Origin of the sequence: Burkholderia cepacia ATCC 25416, from assembly GCF_001411495.1 — a bacterium.
Lineage (GTDB): Bacteria > Pseudomonadota > Gammaproteobacteria > Burkholderiales > Burkholderiaceae > Burkholderia > Burkholderia cepacia.
On the sequence record NZ_CP012981.1, the window covers coordinates 2,795,719 to 2,808,352 of the forward strand.

The 12,634-nt window shown below is 68.0% G+C and carries 10 protein-coding genes; 7 read left to right on the forward strand and 3 right to left on the reverse strand.

The features are described 5' to 3' along the window. Positions 1 to 9 precede the first annotated feature (9 nt). Complete coding sequence (locus APZ15_RS12900; protein WP_027787420.1) at positions 10 to 249, reverse strand: hypothetical protein; 240 nt, start codon at positions 247 to 249, stop codon at positions 10 to 12. Between the two features lie 277 nt (positions 250 to 526). Here APZ15_RS12900 and APZ15_RS12905 point away from each other — a divergent pair, with 277 nt between their 5' ends. The 4 genes from APZ15_RS12905 (at position 527) to APZ15_RS12920 (ending at position 5,251) form a co-directional block, all read left to right on the forward strand. Next, positions 527 to 1,723: a CaiB/BaiF CoA transferase family protein gene (locus tag APZ15_RS12905; RefSeq protein ID WP_027787419.1), complete on the forward strand. Its 1,197-nt coding sequence runs from the start codon at positions 527 to 529 to the stop codon at positions 1,721 to 1,723. A 113-nt stretch (positions 1,724 to 1,836) separates the two neighbouring features. Beyond that, positions 1,837 to 3,138 (forward strand): CitMHS family transporter, encoded by a 1,302-nt coding sequence (locus APZ15_RS12910; protein WP_027787418.1) that lies wholly within the window; start codon positions 1,837 to 1,839, stop codon positions 3,136 to 3,138. A gap of 142 nt (positions 3,139 to 3,280) precedes the next feature. Further along, positions 3,281 to 4,447 (forward strand): acyl-CoA dehydrogenase family protein, encoded by a 1,167-nt coding sequence (locus APZ15_RS12915; RefSeq protein WP_021160073.1) that lies wholly within the window; start codon positions 3,281 to 3,283, stop codon positions 4,445 to 4,447. Between the two features lie 60 nt (positions 4,448 to 4,507). Further along, a complete protein-coding gene (locus APZ15_RS12920) occupies positions 4,508 to 5,251 on the forward strand; it encodes an IclR family transcriptional regulator (protein WP_027787417.1) in 744 nt (247 codons plus the stop codon). A gap of 125 nt (positions 5,252 to 5,376) precedes the next feature. On the opposite strand, the gene APZ15_RS12925 is transcribed toward APZ15_RS12920, so the two are convergent. After that, entirely contained in the window at positions 5,377 to 6,732 is a 1,356-nt protein-coding gene (locus APZ15_RS12925) for a chitinase (RefSeq protein WP_027787416.1), read from the reverse strand. A gap of 390 nt (positions 6,733 to 7,122) precedes the next feature. Between APZ15_RS12925 and APZ15_RS12930 the strand changes: the two genes are divergently transcribed. Both APZ15_RS12930 and APZ15_RS12935 read left to right on the forward strand, forming a co-directional pair. Next, the gene (locus APZ15_RS12930; RefSeq protein WP_027787415.1) at positions 7,123 to 7,446 is read left to right on the forward strand and encodes an H-type lectin domain-containing protein; all 324 of its coding nucleotides are present in this window, start codon (positions 7,123 to 7,125) and stop codon (positions 7,444 to 7,446) included. Between the two features lie 508 nt (positions 7,447 to 7,954). Next, positions 7,955 to 10,219, forward strand: coding sequence for an Ig domain-containing protein (locus APZ15_RS12935; RefSeq protein WP_034195774.1), 2,265 nt, complete (start codon positions 7,955 to 7,957; stop codon positions 10,217 to 10,219). Between the two features lie 216 nt (positions 10,220 to 10,435). Here the strand turns inward: APZ15_RS12935 and APZ15_RS12940 are convergent, their stop codons facing one another. After that, on the reverse strand, positions 10,436 to 11,338 hold the full coding sequence (locus APZ15_RS12940; RefSeq protein WP_027787414.1) for a LysR substrate-binding domain-containing protein: 903 nt from the start codon (positions 11,336 to 11,338) through the stop codon (positions 10,436 to 10,438). A gap of 94 nt (positions 11,339 to 11,432) precedes the next feature. On the opposite strand from APZ15_RS12940, the gene APZ15_RS12945 reads away from it, so the two are divergent. After that, entirely contained in the window at positions 11,433 to 12,632 is a 1,200-nt protein-coding gene (locus APZ15_RS12945; RefSeq protein ID WP_027787413.1) for an MFS transporter, read from the forward strand. Positions 12,633 to 12,634 lie beyond the last annotated feature (2 nt).

A 12,634-nucleotide genomic window follows, 5' to 3' on the forward strand; every position in this document is an offset into this window, starting at 1 on the left:
GACGCCGGGTCATGTGTGCGTATAGATCCCGTTGCGCGTCGGCTTCACGTGGCGCGGATGGCGGCGCTTGTGAACGGCACGCCGATGGTGAGGCGGCGGGCTCGCGTGCCGTGCGGCCGGCGCGGTGGCGTGCGGCGCTCCCCCGGGCATCTGCGTCTGTCCCTCGCCGAAGTGGTACGTCTGGGTCTGCGCATGTCCGACACCCAGCGTCGACGCCAGCACGAAGGCCGCCAGCAGCATCCGTTTCATGAATAGTCCGCCTGAATTTTTCGAGATAGAGATTTCCCGCCAGCTTAGCGAAAGGCGGGGCGCCATCGCAACCGGCCCGTGTTCGGTGTCGTCCCCACTTGCGCACGGCGACGTCTTCCGCAGGGTCTCAGGGTGCCGCCGGGGTTGACAACATAATTCCCGGATGTGAATATAAATTCACGCACAAGAATTATTCGTCGAATCCGGACGGTCGCGCCGCAGGCGCCTGGCCTGCCGGAACCGGCAGTCCGATCAACCGGAACCAGGAGCGGGACGCATGGCGGAATACGAGCAGCAGGGCGCGCTGGCGGGATTGCGCATCATCGATCTGTCGCGGGTGCTGGGCGGCCCGTACGCCACGCAGATCCTTGCCGACCACGGCGCGGAGGTGATCAAGGTCGAACCGCCGTCCGGCGACGAAACACGCACGTGGGGGCCGCCGTTCGACGGCGATACCGCGTCGTACTTCCTCGGGGTGAACCGCAACAAGCTCGGCATCGCGCTCGACCTGACGCAACCGGCCGACCGCGAGCGGCTGCTCGGCCTGCTCGACGACGCGGACGCCATCGTCGAGAACTTCAAGATCGGCACGATGGAGCGCTGGGGGCTCGGTTTCGACGCACTGCATGCGCGGTTTCCGCGCCTCGTCCATTGCCGCGTGTCGGGCTTTGGTGCGGACGGCCCGCTCGGCGGGTTGCCCGGCTACGACGCGGCCGTGCAGGCGCTCGCGGGGCTGATGAGCGTCAATGGCGAAGCGGGCGGCGCGCCGCTGCGGGTCGGCGTGCCGATCGTCGATCTCGTCACCGGGCTGAACGCGGCGCTCGGCGTGCTGATGGCGCTGCGCGAGCGCGACGCGAGCGGCCGCGGCCAGTTCGTCGAAGCGACGCTGTTCGACTGCGCGTTGTCGATCCTGCATCCGCACACGCCGAACTTCTTCCATTCGGGCAACGCGCCCGTGCGCACCGGCAACGCGCATCCGAACATCACGCCGTACGACAGCTTTCCGACGGCGAGCGTCGACATCTTTCTCGCGGTCGGCAACAACGGGCAGTTCGCGGCGCTGTGCGACGTGCTCGGCACGCGCGACTGGCCCGGCGATCCGCGTTTCGCGGACAACCGCGCGCGCAGCGCGAACCGCGCCGTGCTGCGCACGCTGCTCGAAACGGCGCTCGCCGCGCACGACGGCGCGGCGCTCGCCGAGCAGCTGATGCGCCGCGGCGTGCCGTGCGCGCCGGTGCTCGGGCTCGATGCGGCGCTCGATCATCCGCATGTCGCGCATCGGGAGATGAAGGTCGAGCTGGGCCGGCATCGCGGCATCGCGTCGCCGATCAAGCTCGGCCGCACGCCGGCCACGTACCGGCGGCCGCCGCCCGCGCTGAACGAACACGTGGCGCAGGTATTCGCCGACGCCGGCACGACCGGCTGCGCGACCGAACGCGATAACGACCGCGATAACGCCCCGCGCCGGAACTGACCGGCATCGCGGCCGCCGACGCGTACCGCGCGACCGGCGGCGCTGTACCGCACGACCATTCGAACCCCACGCCGGCCCACCCACGGGCGCACCGGCTGAAGAGGAGACGCATCATGCTTGCATGGATCGGCGCGATCGCCATCGTCGCGCTGTTCGGCCTGATCATCACGAAGCGGCTGTCGCCGCTCGTCGCGCTGATCGTCGTGCCGGTGGCCGCGTCGCTCGCGGCCGGTTTCGGGCTCGCGACCGGCAAGTTCATCGTGCACGGCGTACAGAACATCGGCCCGATCGCCGGGATGTTCGTTTTTGCGATTCTTTTTTTCGGTATCCTCACCGACGCCGGGATGCTCGACCCGATCATCGCGGGCGTGCTGCGCGTGATCGGCTGCCATCCGCCGCGCATCGTGATGGGCTCGGCGCTGCTCGCGCTGCTGATTCACCTCGACGGCTCCGGCGCCGTCACGTTTCTCGTCACGCTGCCCGCGATGATGCCGCTCTATACGCGGCTCGGAATGGATCGGCGCATCCTCGCGTGCGTCGCGTCGATGGCGGCCGGCGTCAATTTCCTGCCGTGGGTCGGGCCGATGCTGCGGGCGTCGGCGGCGCTGCACATTCCCGGTTCCGCGATCTTCATGCCGATGATTCCGGTGCAGATCGTCGGGCTCGTGTTCGTGTTCGGCACCGCGTACGTGCTCGGCGTGCGCGAGGCGAAACGGCTCGGGCTCGATCGTGCCGGCGCGGCACCGCTCGAGATCGCGCCGCGTGCGCTGACCGATGCCGAGCGCGCGTTACGCCGGCCGGAACGCTTCCGGATCAATCTCGCGCTGACGCTCGTGGTGCTCGTCACGCTCGTGTCGGGCATCGTCGACCCGATGGTGATGTTCATGCTCGGCACGGTCGCCGCGCTCGTGATCAACTACCCGGACGTGCAGGCCCAGCGCGAGCGGATCGACGCGCATGCGAAGGCCGCGCTGATGATGGCGAGCGTGCTGCTCGCGGCCGGCGCGTTCACCGGCATCATGTCCGGCACCGGGATGCTGAAGGCGATGGCGGACGTGGTGGTCGCGCACGTGCCGGTCGAGCATGCGCGCCACATGCCGTTCGTGCTCGGGCTGCTGTCGATGCCGCTCAGCCTGCTGTTCGACCCCGATTCGTTCTACTTCGGCGTGCTGCCGGTGCTCGCGGAAAGCGCGAAGCTGCTCGGCGTGCCGCCGATCCAGATGGCGCAGGCCGCGCTGCTCGGCCAGATGACGACGGGGTTCCCGGTGAGCCCGCTCACGCCCGCGACGTTCCTGATCGTCGGCCTGACCGGCGTCGAGCTCGCCGAGCATCAGAAATTCACGCTTCCGTTCCTGTTCGCCGCCACGGTGCTGATGGTGTTTGCCGCGGTGATCGTCGGCGTGTTTCCGTTGTGAGCGCCCCAGGCCTGCCGCGTCGTGCCGGCGCTCCGACGGGGCGATCCCGCGAGGGAACGTTCCGCCGGGCGCACCCCCTGGCGCCGCCTGGCATTTTCTTCAGAGCGGCGCGGCCGCTCGGCCTTTTCCCGGAGAGCCATCCATGCAGTTCGACCTGACCGACGACCAGCGCGCAATCGAAAGCGCGATCGAGAAAATCTGTGCGCGCTTCGGCGACGACTACTGGCTCGAACGCGATCGCGCGGGCGGGTTTCCCGCCGATTTCCACGCGGCGCTTGCCGAGGCCGGCTGGCTCGGCATCGCGATGGACCCGGCGCACGGCGGGGCCGGGCTCGGGATGACCGAGGCCGCGCTGATGATGCGCACGATCAGCGCATCGGGAGCCGGCCTGTCCGGCGCATCGGCCGTCCACATGAACATCTTCGGGCTGAACCCGGTGCAGGTGTTCGGCAACGACGCACAGAAGGCGCGTTTCCTGCCGCCGCTGATCGCCGGGCGCGACAAGGCGTGCTTCGCGGTGACGGAACCCGATGCGGGCCTCGACACCACGCACTTGAGCACGCAGGCCCGCCGCGACGGCGACCACTACGTGCTGAGCGGGCGCAAGATCTGGATCTCGACCGCGCAGGTGGCGAACAAGATGCTGATCATCGCGCGCACGACGCCGCTCGACCGGGTCGCGAAGCCGACCGACGGGCTGAGCCTGTTCTACACCGATCTCGACCGGTCGCGCGTCGAGGTGCGCGAGATCGAGAAGATGGGCCGCAAGGCGGTCGATTCGAACATGCTGTTCATCGACAACCTGCGCGTGCCGGAAGGCGACCTGATCGGCAACGAAGGCGATGGCTTCCGCTATCTGCTGCACGGGCTGAATCCGGAACGCATCCTGATCGCGGCGGAGGCGATCGGGCTCGGGCAGGCCGCGCTGCGCCGCGCGACGCAGTATGCGTGCGAGCGCGTCGTGTTCGGCCGGCCGATCGGGCAGAACCAGTCGATCCAGCATCCGCTCGCGCAGGCGTGGATGCAGCTCGAGGCCGCGTGGCTGATGGTGATGAAGGCCGCGACGCGCTACGACGCGGGGCAGCCGTGCGGCGCGGAAGCGAACGCCGCGAAATACCTCGGCGCGGAAGCCGCGTTCCAGGCGTGCCAGACGGCGGTCGCGACGCACGGCGGGATGGGCTACGCGAAGGAATACCATGTCGAACGCTACCTGCGCGAGTGTATGATTCCGAGGCTCGCGCCCGTGAGTCCGCAACTGATCCTGTGCTACATCGCGGAGAAGGTGCTCGGGCTGCCGAAGTCGTACTGACCGTATCGACCCGGCGGCCGGCCCGGCGCGCGGTTTCCCGTTCCGATTCAAGCGCTCGTCATGGACGTCAAACTCGTTGCCCGCACGCTCGACCTGTTCGAGCTGTTCGCCGCCGAACGGCGGCCGCTGCCGCTCACCGAACTCGCGCGCCTGCTCAATGTGCCGGCGTCGAGCTGCCTCGCGATGGCGCGCACGCTCGTGAGCCGCGGTTACCTGTACGAAGTGCGCAGGCGCGGCGGCTACTACCCGACGCGCCGCCTGCAGACGATCGCCGCGGCGATCGACGCGACCGACCCCGTCGTCGACGTCGTCCATCCGCATCTCGTCGCGCTGCGCGACGCGAGCCGCGAGACGGCCGTGCTCGGCAAGATCCAGGGCGTGTCGGTCACCTACCTCGACGTCGTCGAATCGGAGCAGGCGATCCGTTATACGCGCGAGCCGGGCGAACTGCGCCCGCTGCATGCGAACTCGATCGGCAAGGCGATTTTCGCGGAACTGGCCGGCGACGCGCAGCAGGCGCTCGGCGCGCAGTTGCCGTTCGAGCGCTTCACCGACGCGACGGTGGCGGACCTGCCCGCGCTCGTCGCGCAAACCGCACGGTTTCGCGAACTCGGCTGGGCCGAGAACTTCGGCGAGAGCGCGCCCGAGCTGTCGGCGATCGCGGTTGCGCTGACGCTCGACGGCGACTGGTACGGGCTGTCGGTGGTCGGGCCGTCCGAGCGGATCCGCCAGCATCGCGATACGCATGCGGCGCTGCTCGTCGACGCGAAGGCCAGGCTGCTCGCCGAGCACGCGCGCGGCTGACGGCGGGCGGGGCGCGCCGGAGGAGGGCCAGCAAGCGAAGCGGGCCGTCCGCCGGCGATCGGGCCGCGATCGCCGTGAACGGCCCCCGATGCGCGTGCAGGCCTAGCGACGGCCGATCCGCGGCATCACGACTTCACCCACACACCGCCCGCACTCGGGTTGTCGCCTTGCGTCCACCATTTCGCGCAGTATTTCGCGCCCTGGTACATCACGCAGGTGCCGCCTGAATACGCGGTGGTCGCCGACCACGTGGCCGTGCCGCCGCCGACCGGTTTCCACACGGCGGCCTGGCCGGGCACGTCGCCCTGCGTCCACCATTGCGCCTGATACGTCGTGCCCTGGTAGGTGACGGTCGCGCCGGCCGTATAGACCTGGCCGGCCGCCCAGGGCGCGCCCGGTTGCGGCGTGCCGCCGTCCGAGCCGCCGCCGTAGTTCGGATCCTGCGTGACGCCCGCGCCCCACTTGCCGTCGAGCTGCCTGAAGATCGTTGCGAACGCATACGGCTGCTGCGCGACGCCCGAACAGGTCGGCGACGCATAGGTGCCGCCGGACGGGCACGCCTGGTCGCGGCCGACCGACCAGTTGCCGAAGAAGCCGTAGCCGTTGGCGACCGCCGCGTTCAGCACGCTCTGCGCATTCGCGAGCGTGAAGGTTTCGCCCTGCACGTCGTTCACGCCGATCATCGGCGTGACGCCGACCATCTGCCAGAGCTGGGCATGGGTCTTCGGCTGGCCGGCCGACTTGAAGGCCGTATCGAGTTGCGCGTACAGCGCCTGCGCGGCGCTGATCGCGGCCGCCCCCATATCGATGTTCGCGGGGCCGTAGTCCATCGCCATCACGTTCACCGCATCGAACACGGCCTTGTTCGAGATCGCCGCGTTGACGACGTTCAGGCCGTCCTGCGTGAGCCCGGTCGGCATCGTCGGCAGCGTCAGCGTGACGTGCAGCGGCTTGCCTTTCGCCGCATAACTCGCCTGCAGCTGGGCGACGGCCTGGAAGTTGCGCGCGACCGCGGCCGTGTCGAGCTGCGACGCGCCCTCGATGTCGAAGTCGATGTGCGTGAGGCCATACGTGTCGATCACGGTCTGGTACGCGCTCGCGAGCGCGGGAACCGTCGAGCATGCCTGCATCAGCGGCGTGCCGTTCGCGCCGCCGAACGACACGGCGACTTCGCCGCCTTTCGCGCGATAGCTCGCGATCGACGTCGACAGCGCGGTCAGCAGGCCGCCGCTCGCGCCGTTGCCGATCGGCTGCACGCCGCCCCACGACGGCGTACACCCGTTGCCCGCGACCACGAACGCGAGCGTGAACTGCTGGATGCCTTGCCGGACGCCGATCTGGTCGACGAGCGGCGTCGGATAGAGCGTCACGTCGACATAGGGCGCATAGACGCCGGCGCCCTGGGACACGCTCGCCACGGCGAGCAGGCAACCCGCGGCAAGCGCGCGCGGGATGAAACGCGGCAACACATTGTTGTGCATTGTGTTCTCCAAGTGGAAGAGGGATACGCTGGCCCGCGTATCGCCGCCGGTCGGGCGACCGGGCATGCCCGGCCGGCGGCGTGCCCATCTTGGAGGATTCGCGTCGAATAGTGAATGCTTAGTTGTTCTTTTTGTTATTTGATTCTCGATACGTAACGATCTTGCCGATTCGACATCGTTCCGTCATGCATCGGGCGCGGAGCGGGACAAAATTGCCGTCGATTTCGACTTGAAATCGACGCTTTCGACGCCCCTTGATGGCCGCCTCGATCATGTAATCACGTGTAATCGCTTTCGACGCATGCGCGGCATAACTTTGTCTGCGAGCGAAGTGCTTTCGCGCGAGGCTCACTCACGACGTCACGTCGTTCCAACCATCAGGAGCTCAACATGCTGGAAAGAATCGTAGCAAAGCAGGCAGTCGGAAGCGTTCAAGGCGGCAATCAGGATTCCTGGATCAACCCGCCTTTCAATGCCCAAATCACGTTTCCGGGCACGTTTTCGACCGCACCCATCGTGGTCGTGACGGCCCTCCAGGACCCCAACGACGCATCCAGTTATCCGGACACGTTCTCGGTGACGGTGACCAAGGTCACGACGACCGGATTCAACGTCAACATCACCCGCGAAGACAGGGTGTTCCCCAACTACTCGGGCAGCGACTGGGGGCAAAACCTCTACGTTTCGTATATCGCCGAAGTGCCGAGCCAGTAAAACCCGAACCGGAATCACGCGGCCGCTGCCTCTTTCCAACTGCGCCGGTTTCACCGCCGGAAGTTTGACGAGGCAGTTCCGGCGGCCGGCCAGCCGCAGCCATTCACTGCGGCTGGCCGCCATCGGCGTCGCTCGTTGCGCCGCATGCTCCGCGCAGGTTGTTTGCGCAGGCGAGGGCGGTCGAGGCGGTGATGGTGCGTTGCTGGACCCAGGACCCAGGGCTCACGACGCAGATCCCGCGATCCTGGCGCCGCAAAGGATCGCGCTCGATAGCCGGCACGGTGGCCTTCCAATGAAAAATGCCGGCATCGACGGCACGCGGGAGCGCTCGAATCGGTCGGGCAGACCCGCTACGTCCAATGTCCGGGGTATCCGCCGACCGTCGCCATCTGTCCGTCGGGTCGATCGATTCGGAATTCCAACATTGGCTCGCGGCACGCCAAGGACGGGGGCACGGGTGCATCTGCGCCGCTCGCGGCCCCGCCATTTTCGTCAGGAAAGTCGAAACATGACAAGCACTCTACACATTCCGGCCGGCTACTTGACGCTCGGCCTGGACTCCACCGGCGCTGTCGTCGAACTCATCGATTCGCGCAGCGGCCGCAACTACATCTCGCCCGGGAAATCCGTCCCGCTCGTCAGGCTCGTGATCAACGGCGTACTGGCGAAACCCGCCGGCGTCCGATGGTCGTCCGCCGACAACACGCTGTCCTTCGTGAATGATGCCGGCCTCGCATTCGAGGTCGATGTCCGCGTCCTGCAGAAAAACGGCTACGCCACCTTTGAAGTCACCCGCGTGTCGACCGATCCCGCTTCCGACGTTCAGACGCTGCTGTGGGGGCCGTTGCCTGTCGCGATCAACCAGACCGTCGGCGAAGCCGCGGGCGTGGTGCGAGACAACGAATTCGCGATCGGCCTCAAGCCGCTCAACGACCGCACCGAAGGCGCGTGGCCCAAGGAATATCCGCAATACGGCTGGGAAAGCGACGTCATCCCCAATCCTTACAACGTGGACGTGGCGGCGCTGGAGCCGTGGTGCGCGGCGGCGAAGACGTCATGGGGGGCCGTGCTGCGCGCCTTCACGTTCGACTATACGCGCCGGCGCGACCGGCTCAATCCCAATGGCTATCCGATCCCGCTCGGCCCGCTCGACAGCGCGGGCTCGGTCATCGGTTCGAAGATTGCGCTGTACGGCAGCGCACCGGAACTCGTGACGACCCTGTTGTCGTTCATTGCCTCGGGTGAAAACCTCCCGTATCCGACCCAGAACGGCCAGTGGCAGAAAGTGGCGCAGGCCAGCGGCCAGTCGTCTTTCGTGCTGGACGATCTCGACACCGGCAATGTCGGCAAGGCAGCCCGATTCGCCAGCAGCGCGGGAATCAACTACATCTACTCGCCACGGAATTTTCGCGGCCCCTGGAAATATACCGGGCATTATCAGTTCGACTTCACCTTCGGCGACAGCGACAGCGGAGCCGAAAAGCTGGTGGAAGCGGCAAAGGAGCACGGCGTCCGCGTCGGCGTCCATACCATGTCGGACTTCATCAGCGTCGGCCAGCCCACCTCCATCGATCCCTACGTTTCGCCGCCCGCGGATCCTCGTCTGGCCTTGGGCGGTCAAGCCGCCTTGTCCCGGCAGTTGAGCATGACGAGCACGATGCTCTACTTGAGCGGATTCGCGCCGGTGCGGGACGGGATCAACGAGCAGATGCTGCGTATCGGCAACGAGTTCATCTCGTTCAACGCGGTCCAAAGGGGCGTCACCGAATGGCAAGTCAGTGGACTGACCCGAGGCCAGTGGGGCTCCGTCCCGGCCGAAGCCGCGCGTGGCACGCCCGTTGCGAGGGTGATCGTGAATTCGTACGGCGGGGCCATCGGCGGCCTCGGCATCATCGACGAGATCGCCACCCGGCTGGGCGCCCTCAGGAACAACGTCGGCATCCGGTCCCACTCCTTCGACGGGGTGGAATCCGCCAGCGATACCGGCTGGGGCAGCTTCGGCATTGCCCGGTTGATCAACGGCACCTACGCCGCCCAGACCGGGCACGACGGATACATCAGCGAGACGAGCCGGATGACCTCGAACGCATGGGACACGCTGACCCGCGCGAGCTGGTCCAACCCGGACGTGGATCAGTTGTACCGCGACAACGCCTTCTACCAGGCCAACTACCTGCCGGGCATGCTTGGATGGTTCGATATCACGGGCGTCTCGTTGACCACGATCGAAACCAGGCTCGCACGCGGCGCGGCGCTCAACGCCGGCATTGGCTTCCAGAGCACGGTGGCATTCCTGCTCTCGGCAGAGTCGACGCCGGATATCCTCGACAAGATCAAGCAGTGGGAAACCGCCAGGAATCTCGGCGCATTCACCGAAAAGCAGAGGGCCGCGCTTCGCGACCAGACGACCTCGTGGACCCTGAGCGCCGTCACCCCCGGGCAAAGCTGGTCGTTGCAGCAGGTGAATGCCGACGGCGTCCCGATCGGCGCTCCGCAGACCGTATCGGCACCCACACCGCAACTGGGCCCCGCCGTCCTGCCGGTCGCCACTCAAGGCACGCTCTACGGAGCGAAAATCACGACGAATACGCCTGCGACCGTCCGCTTCACGGTGACCAACGGGGGTTTGCCCCCAGGCCTCCAGTTCAATCAGGATACGGGCGGGATCGTTGGTACGCCGAGGAAGACCGGGCGGTACACGTTTACCGTCACGGCCACGAATGACGGGGGACTGGCTGACGCGCGAGCGGTTTACACCATCGTGGTGCAGTGAGGTATCGAGCAGCCCTCATCGATTTCGCGGGCGAGCGCGCCGGCATTCGGGACGCGCGTCGCGGCGGCTGTGCGGCGCGCGTCATTCCGGCGATACCCGCGGCATTCGGTGAGGGCGATCAACCGTTCCGGCAAACGTGATCGATGTGGAAGAGGGTGTCGCGCGGCCGGAACATCGAAACCACGGGGAAGGTCGATCCGGATCGCTTGACTCGCGTCAAGCCGATGCGGGCTGCACAAGCGAGCGCGCGAGTGCGACGAAGCGTTCGACGCACGCCGACGCAAACGGCTCGCTCCACGACATGATCTGCTCGACCGCGCGCGCGCCGGCGAGCGGCACGTACACGACGCCCGGACGCCGCAGCGTCGCCGTGAAGCCCGGCACGATCGCGATGCCGCGTTCGGCGGCCACCAGCGATACGAGCGTCGTGATCTGTGCCGCGGTCGCGCCGATGCGCGGCGCGAATCCGGACTGTGCGCACAGGTCGTCCAGTGCCGCGGCCAATGCCGAGCCGTAACCCGGCGGAAAAGTCACGAAGGTTTCGCTCGCCAGCGCCGCGACGTCGACGCTCGCGCGGCCCGCGAGCGGATTCGCGGCCGGCACGGCGGCCACGAGCGGTTCACGCGACACGACGAGCGACGCCACCGGCACGCCAGGCGCGTCGCCCCATGCCCAGCCGAAACCGATGTCCATCGTGCCGTCCGCGATCTGCCGGTGCTGGCTGGCGGTCGCCGCCTCGCGGAACGCGAGTTCGACGTCGGGCATCGTGCGGCTCGCGGCGCGGATGACGTCCGGGAACGTGTCGGACATCGGAATGGCACTCGCATAGCCGATCACGATTCGTCCGGCGATGCCTTGCGCGAGCTTGCGCGCGCTCGCCTCGGCCTCGGCGGCCGCGCTGACGACGTTGCGCGCCTGTTCGAGGAACGCGGCGCCTGCCGGCGTCAGCCGCACCGCGCGCGTCGAACGCTCGAACAGCCGCACGCCGAGCTCGCTTTCCAGCGCGGCGATATGGCGCGTGAGCGGCGGCTGCGCGACGCGCAGGCGCAATGCCGCGCGGCCGAAGTGCAGTTCGTCGGCGACGACCACGAAATAGCGGAGGCGGCGCAGGTCGAGCATTGTTGTCGTTCCGGTATCAATCGCGATGAAAACGGTATTGGCGTGCGCACGGCGCGCTCGTCAGACTGTCGGCATCGACGACCAGGCAGCTCCGATGAACGACAGGACCACGCGCTTCGCGTTCTTTCTCTGCGGCTTCGCCGCGTTTCTCAATCTGTATTCGACGCAGGGCATCCTGCACGAACTCGCGGCCACCTTCGGCGTCAGCGCGGAGCGCGCGGGGCAGGGCGTGAGCGCCACCACGACGGCCGTCGCCATTATCGCGCCGTTCGTCGGCGTGCTGGCCGCGCGCATCGAGCGGCGCATCGCGATCTCGCTGGCGGCGATGGCCGTCGCGCTGCCGGTCGTGTGGTCCGCGCATGCGGCAGGTTTCGCGTCGTTTCTCGGCGCGCGCTTTGCCGCCGGCCTGGTGATGCCGTTCGTCTTCGCGCTGTCGATCGCGTACATCGCCGAGCGCTTCGATCGCGGCACGTCGGCCGAGATCAGCGCGCTGTTCGTCGCCGGCACGACGCTCGGCGGTTTCGCCGGCCGCTTCGCGACCAACCTGATGACGTCGATGTGGGGCTGGCGGCATGCGCTCGACGTCGTCGCGGCGCTGTGTCTCGTCACGGGCGTCGCGATCTACGCGAGCCTGCCGGCGTCCGGTGCGATCGCGCGGCGTGTCGAACCCGACACGGAGGCCGGTGCGGGGCCGGCCTGGCGCATCGTCACGCGCGGCCCGCTGCTCGCGTCGTTCGCGATCGGCGCGTGCGTGCTCGCGTCGCAGGTCGCGACGTTTACGTTCGTCGGCCTGCGCCTGGCCCGCGCGCCGTTCGGCTTCGGCACGGTCGGGATCGGCGCGATCTATGCGGTGTTCCTGGTGGCGGTGGTCGTGACGCCGCTGGCAGGGCGCCTCGCGCGGCATCGCGGCCCGCGCGCACCGGGGCTCGCCGCGGCCGCGCTCGCGATCGGCGGAGCGCTGCTCACGCTGTCCGACCACGTGCCGGTGATCCTGGCCGGCCTCGCGCTCGGCTCGACCGCCGTGTTCGTCGAACAGGCGTCGGCCAACACGTTCATTTCGCAGGCGGCATCGAGCGCGCGCTCGACGGCGATCGGCATCTACCTGTCCTGCTATTACTTCGGCGGCAGCCTCGGCTCGATCCTGCCGGTGCCCGGCTGGCACCGGTGGGGATGGGCCGGCTGCGTCGCGTTCGTGGTCGTTGCGCAGGCCGTCGTCGGCGTGCTCGTGTATCGGTTCTGGGGGGCGGGCGGCACGGCGTATGCCCGCGCGCACGGCGTCAGGCCGGCGCGCTGACC